Below are 21,841 nucleotides of genomic sequence, written 5' to 3'. Positions count from 1 at the left end.
CCCTGCAAGATAGGGGCATGAGCGTGGAGTTGATGGTCTGGCGCGAGAGCGAGCCGATCACCAGGGAGCAGGCCGCGGCCGCCTACCGGGCGGCCCGTGCCGACCGTCCTGCCGAGTCCGAGGTGGCCGAGGTCGCGGCCCTGGTCAAGGAGTTGCCGGGCCACGCCGTCTCCTATCCGGGACACGCGTTGATCACCATGGCGCCCGAGGAGCTCGACGAGGTGTCCAACGCCGCGTTCGCCCTGGCCAGGCAGCACGGCCTGGTCTGCTACGACCCCCAGCGCGACCTCGTGCACAACCTGTCGCCGCTCGGCGTCGACCCCGCGACCCAGCTGCACACCGGCGACGGCATGATGGTCGTCAACCCCGACCTGGGGCTCGTGCGTGACGTGCTCGGCACGCTGTCCCCGCAGAACCCCTTCGCCGTCCTGGTGACCTTCGGCCACCACTTCATCCAGGTCTCGCCGGGTTACGAGCTGGAGTACAAGGAGGGCACGCTCCGCACGACGCTCGTGACCCGCCTGGAAGAGGTGCGGCGGGCCTTCGACGAGTACGCCAGGGGCGAGCGCGGCTTCCTCGACCGCTTCGAGTGGACCTCCGACTAGGCCGACGGATCGAGGTTGCCGCCCGACAGGATGGCCACCGTACGGCCGGGTGCCGTCCTGCCCGCCAGGTAGGCCGCGGTCGCGACCGCCCCGCTCGGCTCGGCCACCAGCCGCGCGCGGGCGGCCAGATAGCGCATCGCGTCGCGGATCTCGTCCTCCGTGACGGTCACGATGGCGTCCACCCGCGCCCTTACGTGCGCGAACGTCAGCTCGGACAGGTCCGCGCGAAGCCCGTCGGCGATGGTGCGAAAGGTCCGCTCCGGCTCCCACGTGACGCGCCGCCCCGCGGCCACGCTCTCCGCCGCGTCGGCGGCGAGCTCGGGTTCGACGCCGATCACCCGCACGGAGGGGTCGAGGGCCTTGACCGCCGACGCGATCCCCGAGATCAGGCCGCCCCCGCTCACCGGGACGAGGACGACCTCGACGCCGGGCAGGTCCGCCATGACCTCCAGCCCGATGGTGCCCTGGCCCGCGATGACCGCCGGATGGTCGTACGGCGGGACCAGCGTCAGCCCGCGCTCGGCGGCGAGCTTCTCCGCCGCGACCACCCGCTGTGCCGGGGGGACGACGACCAGCTCGGCTCCCCACGCCCAGATCGCGTCGGTCTTGACCTTCGGGGCGCCCTCGGGGACGACCACGACGCACGGGATGCCCTTGAGCCGGGCGGCGTAGGCGAGGGCCTGCCCGTGGTTGCCGGAGGAGTGGGTGACCACGCCCTGGGGGTCGAGGACGGCGACCGCGTTGGTCGCTCCCCGGATCTTGAAGGAGCCCACGCGCTGGAGACTCTCCGGCTTGACCCAGAGGTCGTCGGCCTGGATGAGCGGGGTGCGCAGCACATGGGGCGCGACGCGGTCGGCGGCGGCTCGGATGTCATCGATCGAGACGAGCTCCATGAGCCCATTGTCCTCGCCGCGCGCGCCAGGGGACGCCCGGCGACGGCGGCGAGATCACGCGGTCGTTCGCCGCGACCGGCCGGTTCCGGTAAGACAGGAGTCCATGAGCCTCTATCCAGCCATTGAGCCCTACGACTCCGGAATGCTCGACGTCGGCCACGGCGACGAGATCTACTGGGAGGTCTGCGGCAATCCCGAAGGCAAGCCCGCGGTCATGCTCCACGGCGGGCCCGGCAGCGGCTGCTCGGCCAAGCACCGCCGCCAGTGGGACCCCGAGGCGTACCGGATCGTGCTGTTCGACCAGCGCAACTGCGGCCGCAGCAGGCCGCACGCGAGCGACCCCGGCGTGTCACTGGCGGCCAACACCACCTGGAACCTCGTGCGCGACATCGAACGGCTGCGCGAGCATCTCGGGATCGACGTGTGGCAGGTGTTCGGCGGGTCGTGGGGCAGCGCGCTCGCGCTCGCCTACGCGCAGACCCACCCCGACAGGGTGAGCGAGCTGATCCTGCGCGGCATCTTCACGCTCAGGAAGCACGAGCTGCGCTGGTTCTACCAGGAGGGCGCGTCGTTCCTCTTCCCCGACCTGTGGGAGTCGTACCTGGCGCCCATTCCCGAGGAGGAGCGTGGCGACCTGATCGCCGCGTTCTCGCGGCGGCTCGGCAGCGCCGACGACGAGGTGCGGGTGGCCGCCGCCCGCGCCTGGGCGCAGTGGGAGGCGGCCACGATCACGCTGCTGCCCGATCCCGAGCACGTCGCCGAGTTCGAGGAGCCGGCCAAGGCCGTCTCCTTCGCCAGGATCGAGAACCACTACTTCGTCAACGGCGGATTCTTCGAGCCGGGCCAGCTCATCCGCGACGTGGACAAGATCAGGCACATCCCCGCGGTCATCGTGCAGGGCCGCTACGACGCCTGCACGCCGATGGCTACCGCGTGGGACCTGCACAAGGCGTGGCCCGAGGCGGACTTCCACGTCGTCGACGACGCGGGACACGCCTTCACCGAGCCCGGGATCGCGGCTCGGCTGGTCGAAACCACGGACTCCTTTCGCGGGCCCGCCGTACGACAGGAGTGAAGGCGCCGACCGTCATCAACGCCAGGAGGGGTGCCATGAGCACGCCGAACAGGTAGCCGATCGCGACGTCGTGGGGGTAGTGGACCCCCACGAACACCCGGGAGAAGGCCATCAACGCGGCCAGCGGCAGCACCAGCCAGGCCAGCCGCCGCCAGGCCAGGACCAGCGCGCCCGCCGAGGCGGCGGCGATCACGGAGTGGTTGCTGGGGAAGGACCAGTCACCGACAGGCGGGCATGCCGCGATGGTGGCGATCCCTCCCCTGCACGGCCGTTCCTCCCTGATGAGGAGCTTGACGCCCTCGCTGAGGGCGTAGGCGCCGACCACCGCGACGGGGCCCGCGAGTGTGAGGGCCAGGTCGCGATCGGAAGCCGCTCTCGACCGCCAGACGGACAGGGCGAAGAGCGCGGCGAACAGCAGGAGACCTGCGTCCGTGCCGGTCTCGGCGAGGGCGTGCACCCATGCGGGCGTGCTCATGGCGAAGCCGACGATGTCCCCGTACACGTGGCGTCATGTCCAATCGGTGAAGGATCGATGAACATGTCACCGTAGAGGGATCACGACCGGTTCGCCTCGACCTTTCGGTCGATCTCAGGCCCGTGTCAGCACCAAACGGTCGAGATCGAGGTATTTCTGCCTGAGCTCGCCTTCGGTGATGAGGCCTCGGTCGTAGGCCTCGATCGTCGCGTCGCGTTCCGCCACGTAGTAGGCGGCCATGATCTCGCTGCGGAGCGGCGTGAAACCGCGCTCGACGCAGTCGCAGAACACGTTGACCTTGCCTTCGACCAGTTCGGGTTCGACGGTGCAGGCCAGCTCTCTCGCTCTCAGCCTGCGCACCGCCTCGCGTAGCGTGACCGGGCCGAGAGCGCCGTTGAAACAGGTGTCAAGCGTGATCTTCGTCGTCCTCACCTTCTCAGTAGCCCCCTTACCCACAACCCCCGGCGTAACACGAATATTCCCAGGTCAAGCGGGGTACGGGCGCATGGTGATCGGAGAGCACGTCGTCGTCGGATACACGAACGACCCGGGTGGACATGACGCTCTCGCGCTCGGGGCCGCCATCACGCGGGTCACCGGCGGGGAGCTGACCGTGGCCACGATCTATCCCCCTGGCAGTCCCGGGCTCGCCGTCGAGGCCCAGGCCAATCTCGCGCACGCGGCGGAGGCGCTCGGCGAGGTCCCCGCCGAGTACCTGGCCTTCGAGAGCCGCGGTTCGGGCAGGGGCCTGTCGGTGCTGGCCAGCAGGATCAGGGCGGACCTGATCGTGGTGGGCTCGGCCCAGGGCGGGCAGCGCGGCCGCATCGCGATCGGCAGCACGGGAGACCACCTCCTGCACCTGGCGCCCGAGGCGGTCATGCTCGCGCCCGCGGGCTACGAACCGCCGGAGGCGCCGAGCCGCCTGACGCTGGCCTACGTGCACAGGCCGCAGGCCGACGAGGCGGTCGAGCGGGTGGCGCAGGCCGCGCTGCGGCTCGGCGTGCCCATGCGGCTCATCACCTTCGACCTGCGCACCGAGGACGCGGGGCGGCTGCGTGACGACCTGGCGCTGGCCGTACGGCTGGCATGGGAGAGCACCGGCATCGAGGCGGAGGCCGAGACGGCGGAGGGGCACGATGTGGCCGCCGCGCTGGCCAGCGTGGAGTGGCCGCCGGGCGACCTCCTGATCTGCGCGGCCAGCGAGGACGCCCAGCCGCACAGGGTGTTCCTCGGCGAGGTGGCGATGAAGGCGCTGAAGGCGTCGGCCTGCCCCGTCGCCGTGCTGCCGAGGGGCTTCTCCTAAGCTGCTGGCGTGCCGCACAGAGCCCGAGTGATCGTCTTCGTGGTGCTCGGGAGCTTCGCGAGCATCTACCTGGTGGCCGGCTCCCCGCTGGCGCTGGTGGTGTTCGGCGCGCAGGCGCTTTTCACGGTCCGGCGCGGGTGGTGGCAGCCGGTCGTCGTGACGGTCGCGGCCTACGCCTCGGTGCTGGTCGCGGGCAGCTCGGTCGGCATCCTCGGCTTCGTGGGCGGCTCGCTGCTGCTCACGCCGCTGTGGCCGCTGGCGGCCGGTGTCGCGGTGAGCGCCGCCGCGCTCGGCACGGCGGACGCCACGATCAGCGCGGTGCTGATCTCGCTGGTCATCTACGGCCTGACCCGGCTGACCGAGCGGGTCGACGAGGTCCACGCCACCAGGCTCGCCCTCGCGATGTCCGCGACCGCCGAGGAGCGGCTGCGCATCGCCGCCGAGCTGAACGAGGGGCTGGGCAAGGCGCTGACGGTGATCGCCGCGGGCGCACGCACGGGCAGCCCCGACGTCGCCACGGCACGGAAGGCGCTGGCCGACGCCAGGTCGGCCGCGTCCGGCTACCGGGCGATGTCGCTGACGCCCGAGATCACCACCGCCAGGGCGATGCTGGCCGCGGAGGGAGTGGCGGTCGAGGTCCGCATGGGGCACACCGAGCCGCTCGGTCCCGCGGGCGCCCTGCTGGCGGCGCTGCTCCGCGAGGCCGTGACCGAGGTCGTCCGGCGGCGCGCCGCCACCATCTGCCTCATCGAGACCTCCGCCGAGGAGGGCAGGATACGGCTGCGCGTCACCAACGACGGCGCACGCACCGCCGACGACGAGAGCATGGGCGCGTTGCTGCCGCAGGTGGAGACGGCGGGCGGCACGCTCACCGCGGAGCTGACCGCCGAAGGCAGGCTGACCGTCGAGGCCGTGCTGCCGGACACGCGCCCTTCCGCCGAGCCGGAGCACGACAGGGGGGCGTACGCGCTGTCCGTCGCGCTGCTGGCCACCGTCCTCGCGGGGTTCTCGCTGAAGGCGCTGTTGCTGGCGGAGCCGGTGTGGGCGGCGGCCGCGATCCTCGCCGTGATCTTCGTCATGCAGCTGCGCTCGGTGACCGGCCGCCACATGGTCGCCCTCGGGGTCATGGCGCTGCTGACGTACGCGCCCATCCCCTTCTTCGGCAGGGCGTGGCTGGGAGTCGCCGGGTTCCTCGCGGGGCCTGTCCTGCTCGCCTTCCCGTGGGCGCTGGCGCTGCCGCTGGTGGCCGCCGTGGTGGCGAGCGTCGCGGTCGCGGGCGTGCTGCTGGCCCTGCCCGTGGCGCTGACCGTCAACTACGCGGTGAGCACGGTGGTCACCGGCCTGGTCGTCTACGGCCTGGTCAGGCTGGCGCAGGTGATCAAGGAGCTGCAGGACTCGCGCCACGGCCTGGCACGTGCCGCGGTGGTCGAGGAACGCCTCAGGGCCGCCCGCGACCTGCACGACCTGCTCGGCCACAACCTGGCGGCGATCCTGCTCAAGTGCGAGCTGGCCCGCCGTCTGGACCCCGAGCGGGCCAGGGCCGAGCTCGACGACGTGCTGACGATGGTCGAGCGGGCAGAGGCCGACCTGCGGGCGGTCTCCGGCGGTGACCTGACGATGTCGCTGGCGGCCGAGGCGGAGTCGGCGCGCTCGGTGCTGGCCGCCGCCGCCATCGAGGTCACCCTCGACCTGGACCACGGCGACCTCGGCGAGCAGGTGGAGACCGTGCTGAGCACCGCGCTCAGGGAGTCGGTGACGAACGTGCTCAGGCACAGCTCGGCCCGCCGGTGCCTGATCGAGACCGCCCACGAGGACGGCGTCGTACGGCTGCGCGTCCGCAACGACGGCGTGCGGACCGCGTCGCCGGAGCGGCGGCGCGGCTCGTCAGGGCTCGGCAACCTCACCACGAGGCTGGCCGCGCTGGACGGACGCCTCACCACCTGCCACGAGGACGGCTGGTTCGAGCTGGTCGCGCAGGCGCCCACCCTGGCGTGGGTTCCCGTCAGGGCCGGCTGACCGTCAGATCCAGCCCGACTCCCTGGCGATGCGCGCGGCGTCGGTGCGGTTGCGGGCGTTGAGCTTGGCGACGATCGTGGTCAGGTAGTTGCGCACGGTTCCCGCGCTCAGGTACAGCTGGGCCGCGATCTCCGGCGCCTCCGCCCCGCCGGCCGCCATGCGCAGCACGTCGGCCTCGCGCGGGGTGAGCGGGTTGTCGGCCAGGTCCCACGCGGTGACCGCGAGAGAGGGATCCAGCACCCGCTGTCCCCCTGCCACCTTGCGGATCGCCGCGGTCAGCTCCTCGGGCGGCGCGGTCTTCAGCACGAACCCGTCGACCTGCGCGCCCAGCGCGCGCCGCAGGTGGCCGGGCTTGCCGTACGCGGTGAGCATGAGCGTGCGGCAGGCGGGGAGCTTGGCGCGCAGCTCGCCCGCCGCCTCCAGGCCGTCGATCGTGCCGGGCATGTCGATGTCGAGGACCGCGACGTCCGGCCGGTGCGCCAGCGCGGCGGCGAGGACGGCGTCGCCCGACTCGACGGCGGCGACGACCTCGATGTCCTCTTCGAGGCCGAGCAGCGCGACCAGGGCGCCCCTGATGACGTGCTGGTCCTCGGCCAAAAGCACACGAATCACAGGGATATGTCTACCAGTGTCCGGATCATGACGACGTCATACCCGGCTCATGACGGCGTCTCTGGCCGATGAATCCTCAGGTCAGCAGGCTGTTCCCCATGACAGACGTGGTGCGGTTGGACGCGGTGAGCAAGATCTACGGCAGGGGGCAAGGAGCGGTGGCGGCCCTGCGCGAGGTGTCGGTGGGTATCCCGCGCGGCACCTTCACCGCCGTGATGGGCCCGTCGGGCTCGGGCAAGAGCACGTTCCTGCACTGCGCGGCGGGCCTGGACGTGCCCTCCTCCGGTTCGGTACGGCTCGGCGACACCGAGCTGGCCCGCATGAACGAGACGGCGCTGACCGAACTGCGCAGGCAGCGCGTCGGCTTCGTCTTCCAGTCCTTCAACCTGGTCTCGGCGCTCACGGTGATCGAGAACATCACGCTGCCGCTGCGCCTGGCGGGGGTGAAGGCGGATCAGGCGTGGCTCGCCGAGATCGTGCGCCGGGTCGGCCTCGAGGGCCGGACGGGACACCGGCCCGCCCAGCTGTCGGGCGGTCAGCAGCAGCGCGTGGCCATCGCCAGGGCGCTGGTGACCAGACCGGAGGTGGTGTTCGGCGACGAGCCGACGGGCGCGCTCGACACCATGACCGCCCGTGACGTGCTGACGCTGCTGCGCGAGGTGGTCTCCTCTCTGGGGCAGACCGTGGTGATGGTCACCCACGACCCGGTGGCCGCCTCCTACGCCGACACCGTGCTGTTCCTGGCCGACGGCAGGATCGTGGACTCGATGGCCGCCCCGACCGCCGACAAGGTGGCCGAGCGGATGACCAGGCTGGGGGCGTGGAAGTGATGATCTCCTTCGCGATCAGGACGTTGCGGCACCGCAAGGCGGGGTTCGCGGGCGCGTTCGTGGCCCTGCTCTGCGCGGCGGCGCTGGTGACCGCCTGCGGGATGCTGCTGGAGACCGGCCTTCGGGGCGGGGTCGCGGCCGAGCGGTACGCGGGCGCGCCGGTGATCGTCGCCGGTGACCGGTTCGACCGTCAGACCACCCGTGACGACGACGGCGACGTCAAGACCAAGGCCAAGCCGCTGTCCGAGCGGCGCTGGATCCCCGCCTCCATCGCCGCCGAGCTGAAGAGGGCGCCCGGCGTCGAGAAGGTCGTGACCGAGGTGACCTTCCCCGTCGGGCACGCGCTCGGGCACGGATGGGAGTCGGCGGCGCTCACGCCGTTCACGCTCGCCAAGGGGCGTGCGCCCAGGGCCGACGACGAGGTCGTCGTGGACGCGCGCTTCGCCGGAGCCACGCTGGAGGCCTCCGGGCGGGCCTACCGCGTGGTCGGCGTCACCGCGCAGGCCCTGCCCAGCCAGGACACCGTCTTCTTCACCACCGCCGAGGCGCGGCGCCTGGCCGGCAGGAAGGGGATGGTGAGCGCGATCGGCGTCTTCCCCTCCTTCGGCGGCCAGGTGAAGGGCGCGTTCGCCTACACCGGCGACGAGCGCGGCGCGGTGGAGTTCCTCGGGGCGGAGAAGGCCCGGACGACGCTGGTCAGCCTGGGCGGCGCGCTCGGCGGCACCTCGCTGCTGGTGTCGGTGCTCGTCGTGGTCGGCACCCTCGCGCTGTCTGTCCAGCAGCGCCAGCGCGAGCTGGCCATGCTGAGGGCGATCGCGGCCACCCCCCGGCAGATCCGCAAGCTGCTCGGCGGCGAGGCGCTGCTCGTCAGCGCGGGCGCGGGCGTGCTCGGCTCGGGCGTGGGCGTCCTGCTCGGCCTCTGGCTGCGCACCAGGTTCGTCGCGACGGGGGCGATGCCCGCCAATCTGCAGCTCGTCGTCAGCCCGTTCCCGCCCCTCGCCGCGATGGCGGCCACCGTGGGCGCGGCGTGGGCGGCGGCACTGGTCTCGGCCCGCCGCACGGCCAGGATCAGGCCGGTGGAGGCGCTCGGCGAGGCGGCCTTGCAGAGCGGCGGGCTGCCCATGGCGCGCGTGGTGGCGGGCGTGCTCGCCCTGGCAGGCGGCGTGGTGCTGACGATCCTGGTCTCGACCCTCGACACCGAGTCGGCCTCGGCCCCTGTCACCCAGCTCACCGCTCTGGTGTGGACGATCGCCATCGCGCTGCTCGGCCCGGTGATCGCCAGGTTCGTGACCGCGCTTCCCCTGCGCACCCCCGGCGCGGGCGGGTTCCTGTCCGCGGCGAACCTGCGCGCGAACACCAGGCGCATGGCCGCCGTCGTCACCCCGCTGAGCCTGCTGATCGCGATGACCTGCACGATCCTGTTCAGCCAGACCACCATGGAGAACGCCGCCCGCGAGCAGGCCGCGGCGGGCGTCAGGGCCGGCCACGTGCTCGGGTCCGGCATCTCCGCCGCCGCCGTCCGCGAGCTGCCGGGCGTCGTGGCCGTCACCGAGGTGCTGCGCACCTCGGTCAGGATCGACCTGGACAGGTACACCGCGCAGGCCGTCACCACCGAGGGCCTGGAGAAGACCATGGACCTGGGCGTCGTGGCCGGCTCGCTCCAGAAGCTGGACGAGAGGTCGGTCGCGGTCAGCACGACGGCCGCCGGGCGCCTGGGCCTCTCGGTGGGCTCCGTTCTCGCCCTCACGCTCGGCGACGGCACCCCGGCCGAGCTGACCGTCGCCGCCGTCTACGGCAGGGGTCTCGGCTTCGGCGACCTCACCCTCTCCCACGCCCTCGTCGCGGGACACGTCGACGATCCGCGCGGCCGCATCCTGGTCGCCGGAGGCGACCCGGCCACGCTGGAGCGGTTCGGCGCCCGGCTGCCCGCCGAGGTGAGCGGCTCCAACCCGGCGGTGGCCTACGTCGCCATGGGCCTGATCGTCGCCTTCTGCGCGATCGCCGTGGTCAACACGCTGGCCATGTCGACCGCGGCCCGCACCCGCGAGCTGGCGCTGCTGCGCCTGGTCGGCACCACCAGGCGGCAGGTCCTGCGCATGCTGCGGGCGGAGAGCCTGGCCGCCGTGCTCGTGTCGACGGTCCTCGGCAGCGCCGCTGCGCTGATCACCCTGACGGCCTTCAGCACGGGGATGACGGGATCGGCGATGCCGTCCGTGCCGCCGCTGACCTACCTGGCGGTGATCGCCGCGGCCGCGACGCTCGCGCTGCTGGCCACCGCGATCCCCGCGAGGTTCGCCCTCAGCCGGCCGCCCGCCGAGGCGATCGGCGCCCGCGAGTGACAGCCTGGCCGTACAGCTCCAGGTAGCGCTCGGCCATGACCGACGGGGAGAAGCGTGCGCGGGCCTCGCGGCGGCACTCCTCCGGATCGATCTCGTCGACCCGCAGCAGCAGCTCGGCCAGTTCCTCCTCGGTGTCGGCGAGCCAGCCGGTGCGGCCGTGGTCGACGAGCTCGGGCATGCAGCCGCGCCGCAGGCCGACCGGTGGCACGCCGAGGGCGAGGGCCTCGACCACGGCGGTGCCGCCGGGCTCGTCCCACTGGATGGGGAACAGGGCGGCCTTCGCCGAGGCGTAGAGCTCGTCCCTGTCGCTCCCGCCGACGCCGCCGATCCAGCGGACCAGGTCGCCGTCCAGGTAGGGGGCGACCTGGTCGTGGTGGTAGCGGACGTCGGGGTGGCCGTGCAGCGGATGGTCGGGGTCCTGCAGGACGGCCTCCAGCTCGGCGGGGGTGTTCAGGCCGCTCACCGGGCCCGCCATCACCAGCGGCAGGCCGAGCTTCTGGCACACCCGCGCCGCCAGGTGCTGGCCCTTGAGCGCGCACACCCTGCCCATGACCACGACCTGCTCGCCGCCTCCCCCGGCCGGCTCCTCATCGGCCAGCGGCGTGGCCAGGTGGACCGCGCCGAGCGAGGCCGCGCGCAGGGCGGAGGGCGCGCGGGCCAGCTGCGAGCCGGAGACCCCGTTGACCGCGATCCCCGGCGGGAAGGCGCCGTAGAAGGCCGGATGCTTGCGCAGGTCCCAGTGCAGGGTGTGCAGGACGGGCGGGCCGCCGAAGGCCGACAGCGTCGCGGGACCCACGACCTCCAGGTGGTCGTGGACCAGGTCGATGTCGTCGCGGCCGCGCAACTCGTCGAGCACGCGCGCCTGGTGCGCGTGGGCCAGGCCCATGACCTGGTTGTACGGCTTCTGCAGATCCCCGAACTGCCCGTCGGGGAACGTCCAGATCAGCTCGTCGGCCTCGATGCCGCTGGAACCCACCGAGGCGAGTACGACGTGCACGCCGCGCGAGCGGAGGGCGGGCACGAGAGTGGCGACGACGTTCTCGATCCCGCCGTAGCCCGAGGGCGGGATCGGCAACCACGGTCCTGCGTTCACCAGGATCTTCATGCCACGTCCTCCTCCATGACCTTGATCAGGGACGCGAGCGGTGGCCGCTCGGCGACGGACACGTCGGTGACGGTGTCGGGATTGAACTGGCGCAGGAGTGTCGCAGGCGGCTCCGAGGCGACGATCCTGCCCTGGCGCTCCAGCCGCGACCAGGCGGTGAGCAGGATCTGCCCCGCCATCCTGCCGAGGGCGGCCGTGCTCTGATGGGAGTGCTCACGAGAGCCGAGGTCCACCTGGGCCATGGCGTCCATGCCGATCAGCTCGAGGAGATCGACGAGCAGGCCGAACTCGACGCCGTACTCGGTGACGAACGGCACCCGCTCCAGCACCGACCTTCTGGCGGCGTACTCGCCGCCGAGCGGCTGGGCGAACCCGGCCAGCTCGGGCCAGAACAGGTTGAGCAGCGGCCGCGCCACCAGTTCGGTGACCCGCCCTCCCTCGCCCCGACGTCCGCGCAGGGGCCGTTCGTAGGCGCCCTTCACGAACTGCGTCCCTGGGTCGGCCAGCAGCGGCCCGAGCAGCCCCGAGACGAAGTGGGAGCCGAAGTTGCGCAGGTCGGAATCGATGTAGACGACCAGGTCGCCATGGCTGGCGGCCAGGCCCTTCCACAGCGCCTCCCCCTTGCCCGACAGCGGCGGCAGCTGGGGCAACACGTCGTCCTGGCGGACGACCCTGGCTCCCGCCTTGGCCGCGCGGGCGGCCGTGGCGTCGGTGGAGCGGGAGTCGACGACAAGGATCTCGTCGACCAGTCCGGACAGGTCGTCGCGGATCGCCGAGACGATCGCGCCGACCGTGCGCTCCTCGTCTCGCGCGGGAAGCACCACACTGACGGTCGTGCCGCCCTTGGCCAGACGCAACGCGTCAAGCGGCCAGTCGGCGGCGGTGCTGGTACCTGGTTCCATGCAGTCTGCCCCGATCTGATGACGTCATGAATGGCAGAACTGCCCTTTTCATAGCGATTCGAACGTCGTTGTTTGCTCGACCGCAGATGAGGCATATGCCATTCCGTGACCTCACTCACCCGAATCGGCATCATCGGAGCGGGAAATGTCGCCGCACGCCACGCTGACGTCCTCTCCACATTCCCCGACGTGACGATTGCTGGAATCGCCGACACAGAACCCCACAAGGCCGAGGCGTTGGCCTCACGGCATGGCTCCCCCGCCTACGGCGACCATGCCGACCTGCTGGCTGCCGGCAGACTTGACGCGGTTTACGTGTGTGTTCCTCCTTTCGCGCACGGTACGCCAGAGCTTGACTGTTTGGAGTCCGATCTACCGATATTTGTTGAAAAACCGCTCGCGCTGGACCTCGAAACGGCCGAAAGGATCGGCGCGGAGATCCAACGTAAAAGTCTGCCATCGGCGGTCGGACACCACTGGCGATACCTGGACATCATCGACAGGGCGAGAGAACTGCTCGAAGAGCGCCCGATCCAGCTCGCGATCGGCCACTGGCTGGACAAGGTGCCGCCGGTGCCGTGGTGGATCAGGCGCGAGCTGTCCGGCGGCCAGGTGCTCGAACAGGCCGTGCACGTCCTCGACCTGGCCAGAGCGCTGGTGGGCGAGGTGACGATGGTGCACGCCGTGCCAGGGGGGACGCCGGAGGAAGGGGAGGTCGACAGGGCCACCGCGGCCGTGCTGCGGTTCGAGTCGGGGGCCGCGGGCCTGCTGGCGGTCACCTGCATGCTGACCGCCAAGGGCCGGGTGGGACTCGAGGTGTGCGCGGAGGGAGTGTCGCTGGATATCAGCGAAACCCGGCTCGTCACCGACGGGCGGAGCATCATGGAGGACCCGGGCAGGGCCAAGACGAGGGTGGACAGGGAGTTCGTGAACGCGGTCCAGGGAAGGACGAGCGACGTGCGCGCGCCGTACGAGGAGGCGCTGCGCACCCACAGGCTGGCGCACGCGGTCGCGCGCTCGGCGGGCGAGAGGGTTCCCGTGATGCTGCATGGATGAGATCCGCACGCTGAGCATCGAGGCGCCGGGCGAGATCACCTTCGTCGAGGAGAAGACGAGCTCGCTGGAGGACGGCGCGTTCCGCGTCGAGACCGTCTACAGCGGCATCTCCGCGGGGACCGAGCTGACCTACGTGAAGGGCACCAACCCCTACCTGAACGCCACGTGGGATCCCGTGCTCGGGCTGTTCATCGAGGGCGTGCCGTCGATCGGGTACCCGGTGCGCGGGATCGGCTACATGCAGGTCGGCATGGTCACCGAGACCAGGACCAGGGCGGTGCGGGAGGGCTCGCTGCTGGCCATGGCCTACGGTCACCGCACCGGCTACGTGGCCGACCCGCTCAAGGACCGCTTCGTCGAGCTGCCCGACGACCTCGATCCGCTGCTGGGCATCTACGTCGCGCACATGGGCCCCATCTGCGCCAACGGCCTGCTGCACGCCGCCGCCGACCTGTACGGCCCCGCCTTCCACAGCCTGGGCGACGGCGTGCGCGGTCGCAGGGTCGCGATCACAGGCGCGGGCGTGGTCGGCCTGCTGACCGCCTGCTTCGCGCTCAGGCACGGCGCGGCCGAGGTCGTCGTGGTGGACGAGACGCCCGAGCGGCTGCGCGTCGCCGAGGCGCTCGGCGCCATGACCGTCAGCGAGGACCCGGCCGTCACGTTGAAGGAGCGATGGCGGCACGGCCCCGGTGACAGGGGCGCCGACGTGGTGTTCCAATGCAGGGGGCAGGCCCGCTACCTGGCGCTGGCGTTGAAGCTGCTCAGGCCCCAGGGAACGGTGATCGACCTGGCCTTCTATCCCCAGGGCGCCGACGAGGTGCGCCTGGGCGAGGAGTTCCACCACAACGGGCTGTCGATCAGGTGCGCCCAGATCGGCAGGGTGCCGCGCGGCCTCGCCCACGCGTGGGACAGGGAGCGGCTCTCCCACGAGACGGTCGAGCTGCTCAGGAACAGGACGGGGCTACGTGAGCACGCGGTGACCGACGTCGTCGGATTCGACCAGGCTCCCCAGCTCCTCGCCGACCTGGCGCAGGGACGCCGGCACGCCATCCAGGCCGTGCTGAGCCAGGACGTCGAGGACTAGCGCCGCCGACCAGCTGAAGTCCGCGCAGCCGTGCCCCTCGGCGGTGAACGGGTCGAAGTACTCCCTGAACCCCGAGGTGCTCACCGCCCTGATCAACCCATCGGCCAGCAGTTCGGCCAGGTCGGCCCTGCGGTGGCGCAGGCCGTGCCAGACCAGCCAGGTCAGGTTGATCCAGCTCGGCCCCCTCCAGTAGCGGACCCGGTCGAACTCCGGCGTGCCGGGCGCGAAGCTGGGCAGCAGCCCCAGCTTGATCTCGAACCTGTCGAGCGCCGTGCCGATGAGCGCGGTGACGATCTCGCGCGGCAGGTCGGGCAGGATCAGCGGCACCAGGCCCGCCGCGCTGTGGGAGCGCAGCAGGATGCCGCTGGCGGTGTCGCGGCTGTGGAACAGGCCGTCGTCGTAGAGGTGCTCGACCATCGCGGTGGTGATCCTGGCCGCCTCCGCGTGGTGCGGCGCCGGGTCGAGACCGCAGGCGGCGGCGATCTTCGCCAGGGCGGACTCCGACGCGCCGTACGCGGCGTTGAACAGCGGGTCCTCCACGGCGAAGGCGCCCGCCCTGCGGTAGCCGGTGTCGCGGTAGGCGCGGGCGAGCGCGGCGTAGGCCTCGTAGTCGCGGTCGGTGGGCCGCTCGTCGGCGCTGACGTGGGTGAGGTCGCGGCGCACGATGCCCGTGGGGCCAGGGGCGACCGCGGCCAGGGGGATGTCCCACGCGGGGCTGTTGTCCATGCCCGACTCCCACGGGTGGACGATCGACATCAGACCCTCGGCCGACTGCCTGGCCGTACGGAGGAATCGTTGCTGGGCGACCAGGCGCGGGTACAGGCGTCTCAGGAAGGTGGTGTCGGGCTCGGCCAGGTGCACCTGCCACGCCGCGATGGCGTGCACGGGAGGTTGCACGATCCCAGAGGTGGCGCTGCCCGAGGGGGCGCGGACGTCCCAGAACTCCGGTCCGGGGAAGTAGGCGCCCTCGGGCACGTTGGGGTTGAAGACGATGTGCGGCACCCTCCCGTCGCGCCACTGCGCGCCGAACAGCGACAGCAGCTCCGATCGGGCCCTGCGCGGCGACCACCGCGCGTTGCCGATCGCGATGAACGCGGAGTCCCAGCTCCACTGGTGGGGGTAGAGCCGCCGCGAGGGGACGGTGTAGCTGCCGTCCCAGTTGGCGACCAGGACGCGCACGGCGTCGCGTGCGATCATAGGAACTTCCTGACGAAGGCGGCCGTCTGCGGAAGGACGATCTCGGGTTCGCCGCGCAGGCGGCACTCCAGCGCGAGGTAGCCGTCGTAGCCGATCGCGTCCAGGGTGGCCAGCTGCGCGCCCCAGTCCAGGTGCCCGGTGCCCGGCTGGTTGCGGTTCGACTCGCTGATCTGCATGTGGGCGAGGTACGGCGCGGCCTCCACCAGCGAGCGGCAGGGGTCGTCCTCCTCGATGTTCATGTGGTAGGTGTCGCCGACGACCTTGACGGAGTCCATGGAGCAGTACGAGACCGCCTCGGCCAGCGTGTTGACCATGTGGTTCTCGTACCTGTTGAGGGGCTCCAGCATGATCTTCACACCGTTGCGCTGTGCGTGCTCGCCCAGCAGGCCGAGCGCCTCGGCCAGCACCTCGCGGTCCTCCTCGGGGCCGCGCGGCGGCTCGAAGGGCGGCAGCCGCCTGGAGAACTGCCCCCACGAGGCGGGCGTCATCACGCCGATGCCGCCCAGCTCGGCGATCACCGTGAGCTGGGAGCGCAGCTGCTGGATGGCGTCCTTGCGCTTGGCGGGGTCGAAGTCGCCGATGAAGTGCGGCATGTCGACGCAGACGGTGGGCATGACCACCCCGTCGGCCAGCGCGCGCTTGAGCTCGGTCAGCCTGGTGGCGAACTGGAAGTCGCCCTTGCCGCGCAGCTCGATCGCGTCGAACCCGGCGTCGACGGCGAACGCGAACTTCTCCTGCAGCGTGCGACCAGGCAGCAACTGCTCCTGTACGGCCAGCTTCATACTGTGCTTCCTTCGAAGGCGAAGACGAGTTGCAGAACGTCCGCCGGATGGTGGTCGAGCAGGTCGAAGGCCTCGGCGGCGGACTCGACGGGCATGACGTGGCTGATCAGCCGTCCGGCGTCGACCTCGCCGCGGTAGACCAGCTCCATGAACGTGCGCTGCAGCCGTTCGACGTCCCATCGGTGCGACAGCCACGAGGCCACGCCGCCGATCTGGGAGGAGACGAGCTGCACCTGGTTGTGGTGGAACTCCTCGCCGAGTCGCAGCCCGAGCGCCTCGCCCTGGTAGAAGCCGGCCGCCACGACCCTGCCGCCCTTGCGGACGGTCCTGATGGCCTCCTGCAGGCCCAGGTGGCTGCCGCTCAGCTCGATGGCGGTGTCGGCGCCCTCGATGCGCTTGCGCACGAACTCGGCCACCGAACCCGTCTGGATGTCGAAGGCCTCGGCCGCGCCGAACTCCTTGGCCAGGTCGAGGCGGGCGGGCAGCGCGTCGGCGGCGACCACCCTGGCGCCGTTGAGCACGGCGAGGCGGGTGGCCAGGAGCCCGATCACGCCCTGCCCGAACACGGTCACCTGGTCACCGAGGTGGATGTCGGCGGCGTGGACCGCGTTGAGCGCGATCGCGCCCACTCTGGCGAAGACGCCGATGAGGGGATCGACGCCGGGGGGGATCATGTGCCCGACGAGCTTCTCGGCCGGCACGACCGCCTCGTCGCGGTGGCCCCAGATGCCCCACACCAGCGACCCGACGGGCGGGTCGGCGACGTCCGGCGCGGCTTCGACGACCTCGCCGACCTCCTGGTAGCCCCAGCCCGCGAGGGGATAGGAGTGGCTCTGGCCCTCGACGAACAGCCGGCGCTCGGTGTCCCAGCGGCGGTTGAGGTAGGGGTTGGTTCCTCTGTAGGCGGTCAGTTCCGTGCCCGCCGAGACGCCTGAGTACAGCGTGCGCACGCGCACGGTACCGGGCGCCAGTTCGCCGGGCTCCTCATGCGTGACGCGTACAAGACCCGGCTCTTCGATCGTGATGACGTGCATTACCCACACTTACGCTTTTTGATCAAACAGAAGTGGCTGATTTGGCGCATGATTGCAAACCATAGCTGCGCTCAAATCACACTTAAGTCTACGTCTTTAGCCGAGCATTGCCGTGAATTTGAGGAGCCGTTTCCGGAAAGCAACCTTTCCCATGATCAATCGTGTGGGGGCTGACCAGGCACGACGGCCCGCCGAGTTTCTCAACGGATGCCGGAAATTGCACAGTGCGTTGCTCGACCTGTTCAAGGGGTACTCCAGGCACAACACCTCAGGAGGAGCGAGTCATGCCGTACAAGGTAACCGCCGTCCTCTCCGCCGCGCTGCTGGCCCTCACCACGGCCGCGTGCGGCGGTGGCGCGGAAGATCGGCCCGCCGACGCGATCACCGTATGGACCGAGGAAGCACTCGCCGACCGCATAGCCGTGCAACGCCGCATCATCGCCGATTTCACCGAAAGGACCGGTATCAAGGTCAATCTGGTCGGCGTGGCGGAGGACCAGTTCAGCCAGATCGTCACCGCGGCCGCGGCGGCCGGACGACTGCCGGACGTCATCGGCGCGCTCCCGCTGGCGGCGGTGCGCGAGCTGGAGGCCAACGACCTGCTCGACACCGAGACGCCGAAGAAGGTGGTGGACCAGCTCGGCCGCGACACCTTCTCGGCAAGGGCGCTGGAGCTCGACACGGCCTCCGGCAAGCTGCTGGCCGTGCCCAGCGACGGGTGGGCGCAGCTGATCCTCTACCGCAAGGACCTGTTCGAGAAGGCGGGCCTCCAGCCGCCCGACACCTACGAGCGGCTGGAGGCGGCGGCCAAGAAGCTCAACACCGGAGGGGTCGCGGGCATCACCCTGGCCAACGCGCCCAAGGACTCCTTCACCGCGCAGAGCTTCGAGCACGTGGCGCTGGCCAACGGCTGCCAGCTGGTGGACAACGGCGGCAACGTCCTCCTCGACTCCCCTCCGTGCGTGCAGGCCCTCGACTTCTACGCGCGCCTGGCCTCGCGGTACTCGGTGAAGGGTGAGCAGGACGTCGACTCGACCAGAGCCACCTACTTCGCCGGCAAGGCCGCCATGACCATCTGGTCGTCCTACATCCTCGACGAGCTGGCCGGGCTCAGGAACGACGCGCTCCCGTCCTGCGCCGAGTGCAGGAAGGACAAGGGGTGGCTGGCCAGGAACACCGCCGTGGTCACCGCGCTGAAGGGACCCGGGAGCGGCACGCCCGCCCAGTACGGCGAGATCGTCTCGTGGGCGGTGACCAGGGACGCCAACGCCACGGCCGCCCAGCGGTTCGTCGGCTTCATGATGAACGAGGGCTACGAGCGCTGGATCGGGATGGCGCCGGAGGGCAAGTTCCCCACCCGCAAGGGCTTCGAGGCCAAGTGGACCGCGCTGCCCGCGGGCGTCGACGCCAAGAAGCCGCTGGCGGAGATCTACCCGGACGACGTGCTCGACGCGCTGCGCAGCAGCCCCGACACCTTCGCCAGGTGGGGCATCCCGCAGGGGCAAGGCAAGCTGGTCGGGGCCACCATGGGCGAGCTGCCCGTGCCCAAGGCGCTCAGCGCCGTGGTTGCCGGCTCGCTGACCCCGCAGGCCGCGGCCACCCAGGCCAAGGCGGACGTCGAGGCGATCAAGCGCGGGATCAGGCAATGACCCTGCGTCAACGGGAGGCGAGGGCGGGCCTGCTGCTCATCTCCCCCACGCTGGTCATCACCCTGGTCGTGGTGGTCGTGCCACTGCTGTGGGCGATCATGCTCGCCTTCCAGGACGTCCGCCTGATCAACGTCAGGCGGACGGGGGTCTTCGGCAACTACACGCTGGAGAACTTCAGCTACGTCATCTCCGAGCCGGGATTCTGGACCTCCCTGGCCAACACGCTGATATACACCGTGGCGGGCACCGCGCTGTCGATCGCGATCGGCCTGGTCGCCGCCCTGGCGTTGAAGGACGCCTTCAAGGGACGCACCCTGGTCAGGGCCTCCATCCTGACCCCCTACATCGCCCCCGTCGTGGCGGTCGCCTTCCTGTGGGAGGTGATGCTGAACCCGCAGTTCGGCATCGTCAACACCTGGCTCGACGAGCCGATCGCCTTCCTCACCCAGGCCGGCGGCACCTTACTCGGCCTGCGGGTGCCGGTGGCGCTGCTCACCGTCATCGCCTTCGAGGCCTGGCGTTACTTCCCCTTCGCGTTCCTGTTCATCCTCGCCAGACTCCAGGCGCTGCCACGCGAGCTCGACGAGGCGGCCGTCGTGGACGGCGCGACGCCGACCCAGCGCTTCCGCCACGTGATCATGCCGCAGCTCTGGCGGGTGGTGGCGCTGCTTTCGGTGCTGCGGTTCGTGTTCACCTTCACCAAGTTCGACGACGTCTACCTCCTCACGGGGGGCGGCGCGGGCACAGAGGTGATCAGCGTGAGGGTCTACACCTTTCTCACCGCGCGTGACGACATCGGCGCCTCGGCGGCCCAGGCCATCGTGCTGGCCGTCGTGCTGGTGGCCTTCCTGGCGGTGTACCTGAGGTTCTTCGGGGGCGAGCATGAGTAGGGACCGCTTCGAACGCGCGCTGTTCAGGGTGCTCAGGCCGCTGGTGATCGCGTTCCTCACCCTGATCACCGCCTTCCCCTTCCTCTACATGGTGATGCTGTCGGTCCGCGACATCCAGGAGCTGATCCTCGACCCAGGATCGCTGTGGCCACGGCACTTCACCCTGGCCCCCTACCAGGACGTGCTGGGCAGGCAGGGCTTCCTGACCTTCATGCGCAACAGCGCGATCGTCGCCGTCGCCTCGGTCACGGTGACGCTGCTGATCTCCATCCCCGGCGCCTACGCGGTGGCCAGGCTGCGCTTCCTCGGCCGCCGCCAGGTGCACTTCCTGTTCCTGGCCGTCTACCTCTTCCCCGCGATCGTGCTGGCGATCCCGCTGTTCGTGCTGTTCACCATGATCGGGCTGCGCGGGTCGCTGGCCGGGCTGATCCTCGTCTACATCGCCCAGACCGTGCCGGTCGTCGTCTACATGCTGCGCAACTACTTCGAGACCGTGCCGCAGAGCGTGGAGGAGGCGGCCGCCATCGACGGCTGCGGCAGGATCGAGACGATCTGGCGGGTGGTGCTGCCGCTGTCGAAGCCCGCGCTCATGGCCACCGGGCTCTACGCCTTCATGATCGCTTGGAACGAGTTCCTCTTCGCCCTGCTCTTCCTCGTCGAGCGCAGGGAGAGCTGGACGGTCTCCCTCGGACTGTCCCAACTGGCGGGCAGTATCGAGATCCCGACGACCGTTCTCATGGCAGGATCGGTAGTCCTGACGCTACCCATCGTGTTGGTGTTCTTCGCCAGCGAACGGCTGTTGACGGAGGGCCTCACGGCCGGCGCGGAGAAGGGCTAGAGATGCTGACGGCGGGACACCTCCTCCAGTTGATCAGGCAGGGCACGTGCCGTACCCGCAAGGAGCTGATCGAGCGCACCGGCCTGTCCAGGTCCACGATCACCGACAGGGTGGACCGGCTGATCGAGGCCGGCTACATCCGCGAGGCCGACAAGGGGGCGTCAGGGGGCGGGCGCCCGCCTTCGGTCCTCGCCCTCGACTCCACCAGCAGGGTCGTACTCGTCGCCGACCTCGGCGCCAGCCACGCGCGGGTGGCGCTGACCGATCTGACCGCGCGTCCGCAGGCCGAGGAGTGCGCGAGCATGCGCATCGACCGCGGCCCCGAAGAGGTCCTGACCTGGGTACGGCAGGCCTTCGATCGCCTGCTCGACCGCACGGGACGCCCCCGTGACCAGGTGTGCGGCATCGGCCTCGACCTGCCAGGCTCGGTCGACCACACCTCGGGCAAGGTCCTGCGGTCCTTCCTGATGCCCGGATGGGACGACCTGCCGATCAAGGCGGCCTTCGGCGGCGGGTTCGACGTGCCGATCCTGGTGGAGAACGACGCCAAGGCGATGGCGCTCGGCGAGTGGTGGGCCTCCTACCGGCACTCGCCCTCCCTGCTGCTGGTGAAGGTCTCCACCGGCATCGGCGCGGGCATCGTGCTCGACGGGAGCATCTACAGGGGCGTGGAGGAGGCCGCGGGCAACATCGGCCACGTACGGCTGAGCGAGAGCGACGTCAGGGTCTGCACCTGCGGCTCGAAGGGCTGCGTGGCCTCGCTGGCCAGCGGTCACGCCGTGGCCGAGGACCTCGGGCAGGAGAGCAGCCGCGACGTGGTCCGCCTGGTGCAGGCCGGAGACCCCGAGGCGATCGCCCGCACCCAGGAGGCGGGGCGCACGCTCGGGCTGGTGCTGGCCACCGCGGTCAGCCTGCTCAACCCCGGCGTGCTCGTGCTGGCGGGCGACATGGCCGAGACGAGGGAGCACTACCTGACCGGCATCAGGGAGAGCGTCTACCGGCGCAGCCTGCCGTACACGACCAGGAACCTGGAGATCGTGACCAGCGTGCTGGGCGCCAGGGCGGGCATCATCGGGACGGCCGTGATGGTGATCGAGCACGTGCTGTCACCCGCGAGCGTCGACGCCGCGCTGGGGTGAGCCCCGTGGCGGGCCGG

Annotated in this window: 20 protein-coding genes and 1 pseudogene; 12 read left to right on the top strand and 9 right to left on the bottom strand. The window is 70.8% G+C overall.

What is annotated here, in order from left to right:
- Positions 1-17 precede the first annotated feature (17 nt).
- Positions 18-605, top strand: a complete 588-nt coding sequence (locus ACFSKW_RS33470) for a hypothetical protein (RefSeq protein WP_379576625.1) — start codon at positions 18-20, stop codon at positions 603-605.
- On the opposite strand, the gene ACFSKW_RS33465 is transcribed toward ACFSKW_RS33470, so the two are convergent.
- The gene (locus ACFSKW_RS33465; protein WP_379576623.1) at positions 602-1,498 is read right to left on the bottom strand and encodes a threonine ammonia-lyase; all 897 of its coding nucleotides are present in this window, start codon (positions 1,496-1,498) and stop codon (positions 602-604) included. The genes ACFSKW_RS33470 and ACFSKW_RS33465 overlap by 4 nt on opposite strands.
- Before the next feature lie 103 nt (positions 1,499-1,601).
- On the opposite strand from ACFSKW_RS33465, the gene pip reads away from it, so the two are divergent.
- The gene (pip, locus tag ACFSKW_RS33460) at positions 1,602-2,573 is read left to right on the top strand and encodes a prolyl aminopeptidase (RefSeq protein ID WP_379576622.1); all 972 of its coding nucleotides are present in this window, start codon (positions 1,602-1,604) and stop codon (positions 2,571-2,573) included.
- On the opposite strand, the gene ACFSKW_RS33455 is transcribed toward pip, so the two are convergent.
- Positions 2,497-3,075 (bottom strand): phosphatase PAP2 family protein, encoded by a 579-nt coding sequence (locus ACFSKW_RS33455; RefSeq protein WP_379576620.1) that lies wholly within the window; start codon positions 3,073-3,075, stop codon positions 2,497-2,499. The two genes, pip and ACFSKW_RS33455, sit on opposite strands and share 77 nt — an antisense overlap.
- Positions 3,076-3,162: 87 nt before the next feature.
- Positions 3,163-3,480 (bottom strand): hypothetical protein, encoded by a 318-nt coding sequence (locus tag ACFSKW_RS33450; RefSeq protein ID WP_379576619.1) that lies wholly within the window; start codon positions 3,478-3,480, stop codon positions 3,163-3,165.
- Positions 3,481-3,553: 73 nt separating this feature from the next.
- On the opposite strand from ACFSKW_RS33450, the gene ACFSKW_RS33445 reads away from it, so the two are divergent.
- Both ACFSKW_RS33445 and ACFSKW_RS33440 read left to right on the top strand, forming a co-directional pair.
- A complete protein-coding gene (locus ACFSKW_RS33445; RefSeq protein WP_379576617.1) occupies positions 3,554-4,351 on the top strand; it encodes a universal stress protein in 798 nt (265 codons plus the stop codon).
- A gap of 9 nt (positions 4,352-4,360) precedes the next feature.
- The gene (locus tag ACFSKW_RS33440) at positions 4,361-6,367 is read left to right on the top strand and encodes a sensor histidine kinase (RefSeq protein WP_379576615.1); all 2,007 of its coding nucleotides are present in this window, start codon (positions 4,361-4,363) and stop codon (positions 6,365-6,367) included.
- 3 nt (positions 6,368-6,370) lie between these two features.
- Here the strand turns inward: ACFSKW_RS33440 and ACFSKW_RS33435 are convergent, their stop codons facing one another.
- Positions 6,371-6,979, bottom strand: coding sequence for a response regulator transcription factor (locus ACFSKW_RS33435; RefSeq protein WP_379576614.1), 609 nt, complete (start codon positions 6,977-6,979; stop codon positions 6,371-6,373).
- Positions 6,980-7,077: 98 nt separating this feature from the next.
- On the opposite strand from ACFSKW_RS33435, the gene ACFSKW_RS33430 reads away from it, so the two are divergent.
- Together ACFSKW_RS33430 and ACFSKW_RS33425 are read left to right on the top strand one after the other, a co-directional pair.
- Positions 7,078-7,809 carry an ABC transporter ATP-binding protein gene (locus ACFSKW_RS33430; RefSeq protein ID WP_379576612.1) on the top strand — a complete coding sequence of 244 codons (732 nt, stop codon included), beginning with the start codon at positions 7,078-7,080 and terminating at the stop codon, positions 7,807-7,809.
- A complete protein-coding gene (locus ACFSKW_RS33425) occupies positions 7,809-10,148 on the top strand; it encodes an ABC transporter permease (protein WP_379576915.1) in 2,340 nt (779 codons plus the stop codon). The genes ACFSKW_RS33430 and ACFSKW_RS33425 overlap by 1 nt, the downstream gene beginning before the upstream one ends.
- Here ACFSKW_RS33425 and ACFSKW_RS33420 read toward each other — a convergent pair.
- On the bottom strand, positions 10,108-11,253 hold the full coding sequence (locus ACFSKW_RS33420) for a glycosyltransferase (protein ID WP_379576610.1): 1,146 nt from the start codon (positions 11,251-11,253) through the stop codon (positions 10,108-10,110). The two genes, ACFSKW_RS33425 and ACFSKW_RS33420, sit on opposite strands and share 41 nt — an antisense overlap.
- Positions 11,250-12,155 carry a glucosyl-3-phosphoglycerate synthase gene (locus tag ACFSKW_RS33415; RefSeq protein ID WP_379576608.1) on the bottom strand — a complete coding sequence of 302 codons (906 nt, stop codon included), beginning with the start codon at positions 12,153-12,155 and terminating at the stop codon, positions 11,250-11,252. Before ACFSKW_RS33415 ends, ACFSKW_RS33420 begins: the two co-directional genes overlap by 4 nt.
- Positions 12,156-12,260: 105 nt before the next feature.
- Between ACFSKW_RS33415 and ACFSKW_RS33410 the strand changes: the two genes are divergently transcribed.
- Entirely contained in the window at positions 12,261-13,211 is a 951-nt protein-coding gene (locus ACFSKW_RS33410; RefSeq protein WP_379576606.1) for a Gfo/Idh/MocA family protein, read from the top strand.
- Entirely contained in the window at positions 13,204-14,295 is a 1,092-nt protein-coding gene (locus ACFSKW_RS33405) for a zinc-binding dehydrogenase (RefSeq protein WP_379576604.1), read from the top strand. Before ACFSKW_RS33410 ends, ACFSKW_RS33405 begins: the two co-directional genes overlap by 8 nt.
- 18 nt (positions 14,296-14,313) lie before the next feature.
- Here the strand turns inward: ACFSKW_RS33405 and ACFSKW_RS33400 are convergent.
- The 3 genes and pseudogenes from ACFSKW_RS33400 to ACFSKW_RS33390 form a co-directional block, all read right to left on the bottom strand.
- Positions 14,314-15,492, bottom strand: a pseudogene (locus tag ACFSKW_RS33400) (MGH1-like glycoside hydrolase domain-containing protein); the annotation flags it as partial.
- Positions 15,489-16,274 carry a sugar phosphate isomerase/epimerase family protein gene (locus ACFSKW_RS33395; protein ID WP_379576602.1) on the bottom strand — a complete coding sequence of 262 codons (786 nt, stop codon included), beginning with the start codon at positions 16,272-16,274 and terminating at the stop codon, positions 15,489-15,491. The gene ACFSKW_RS33395 and the pseudogene ACFSKW_RS33400, both read right to left, overlap by 4 nt.
- Complete coding sequence (locus tag ACFSKW_RS33390; RefSeq protein ID WP_379576600.1) at positions 16,271-17,308, bottom strand: zinc-binding dehydrogenase; 1,038 nt, start codon at positions 17,306-17,308, stop codon at positions 16,271-16,273. The genes ACFSKW_RS33395 and ACFSKW_RS33390 overlap by 4 nt, the downstream gene beginning before the upstream one ends.
- A 284-nt stretch (positions 17,309-17,592) precedes the next feature.
- On the opposite strand from ACFSKW_RS33390, the gene ACFSKW_RS33385 reads away from it, so the two are divergent.
- The 4 genes from ACFSKW_RS33385 to ACFSKW_RS33370 are packed head-to-tail and all read left to right on the top strand — an operon-like array spanning position 17,593 to position 21,824.
- The gene (locus ACFSKW_RS33385) at positions 17,593-18,957 is read left to right on the top strand and encodes an ABC transporter substrate-binding protein (RefSeq protein ID WP_379576598.1); all 1,365 of its coding nucleotides are present in this window, start codon (positions 17,593-17,595) and stop codon (positions 18,955-18,957) included.
- On the top strand, positions 18,954-19,847 hold the full coding sequence (locus ACFSKW_RS33380) for a carbohydrate ABC transporter permease (protein ID WP_379576596.1): 894 nt from the start codon (positions 18,954-18,956) through the stop codon (positions 19,845-19,847). Before ACFSKW_RS33385 ends, ACFSKW_RS33380 begins: the two co-directional genes overlap by 4 nt.
- Positions 19,840-20,685 (top strand): carbohydrate ABC transporter permease, encoded by an 846-nt coding sequence (locus ACFSKW_RS33375; protein WP_379576594.1) that lies wholly within the window; start codon positions 19,840-19,842, stop codon positions 20,683-20,685. The genes ACFSKW_RS33380 and ACFSKW_RS33375 overlap by 8 nt, the downstream gene beginning before the upstream one ends.
- Positions 20,686-20,687: 2 nt before the next feature.
- Positions 20,688-21,824, top strand: coding sequence for an ROK family transcriptional regulator (locus ACFSKW_RS33370; protein ID WP_379576592.1), 1,137 nt, complete (start codon positions 20,688-20,690; stop codon positions 21,822-21,824).
- The last annotated feature ends 17 nt before the right edge of the window (positions 21,825-21,841 follow it).

It is taken from the genome of Nonomuraea mangrovi, from assembly GCF_042681425.1.
GTDB classification, from domain to species: Bacteria; Actinomycetota; Actinomycetes; order Streptosporangiales; family Streptosporangiaceae; genus Nonomuraea; species Nonomuraea mangrovi.
This window is presented reverse-complemented; position numbering and strand designations above follow the sequence as displayed.

Bases quoted from the DNA above. Each gene is read 5' to 3' on its own strand.
- ACFSKW_RS33470 (WP_379576625.1), top strand. From the start codon at position 18: ATGAGCGTGGAGTTGATGGTCTGGCGCGAGAGCGAGCCGATCACCAGG.
- ACFSKW_RS33465 (WP_379576623.1), bottom strand. From the start codon at position 1,498: ATGGAGCTCGTCTCGATCGATGACATCCGAGCCGCCGCCGACCGCGTC.
- pip (WP_379576622.1), top strand. From the start codon at position 1,602: ATGAGCCTCTATCCAGCCATTGAGCCCTACGACTCCGGAATGCTCGAC.
- ACFSKW_RS33445 (WP_379576617.1), top strand. From the start codon at position 3,554: ATGGTGATCGGAGAGCACGTCGTCGTCGGATACACGAACGACCCGGGT.
- ACFSKW_RS33430 (WP_379576612.1), top strand. From the start codon at position 7,078: ATGACAGACGTGGTGCGGTTGGACGCGGTGAGCAAGATCTACGGCAGG.
- ACFSKW_RS33425 (WP_379576915.1), top strand. From the start codon at position 7,809: ATGATCTCCTTCGCGATCAGGACGTTGCGGCACCGCAAGGCGGGGTTC.
- ACFSKW_RS33420 (WP_379576610.1), bottom strand. From the start codon at position 11,253: ATGAAGATCCTGGTGAACGCAGGACCGTGGTTGCCGATCCCGCCCTCG.
- ACFSKW_RS33415 (WP_379576608.1), bottom strand. From the start codon at position 12,155: ATGGAACCAGGTACCAGCACCGCCGCCGACTGGCCGCTTGACGCGTTG.
- ACFSKW_RS33405 (WP_379576604.1), top strand. From the start codon at position 13,204: ATGGATGAGATCCGCACGCTGAGCATCGAGGCGCCGGGCGAGATCACC.
- ACFSKW_RS33395 (WP_379576602.1), bottom strand. From the start codon at position 16,274: ATGAAGCTGGCCGTACAGGAGCAGTTGCTGCCTGGTCGCACGCTGCAG.
- ACFSKW_RS33390 (WP_379576600.1), bottom strand. From the start codon at position 17,308: ATGCACGTCATCACGATCGAAGAGCCGGGTCTTGTACGCGTCACGCAT.
- ACFSKW_RS33385 (WP_379576598.1), top strand. From the start codon at position 17,593: ATGCCGTACAAGGTAACCGCCGTCCTCTCCGCCGCGCTGCTGGCCCTC.
- ACFSKW_RS33380 (WP_379576596.1), top strand. From the start codon at position 18,954: ATGACCCTGCGTCAACGGGAGGCGAGGGCGGGCCTGCTGCTCATCTCC.
- ACFSKW_RS33375 (WP_379576594.1), top strand. From the start codon at position 19,840: ATGAGTAGGGACCGCTTCGAACGCGCGCTGTTCAGGGTGCTCAGGCCG.
- ACFSKW_RS33370 (WP_379576592.1), top strand. From the start codon at position 20,688: ATGCTGACGGCGGGACACCTCCTCCAGTTGATCAGGCAGGGCACGTGC.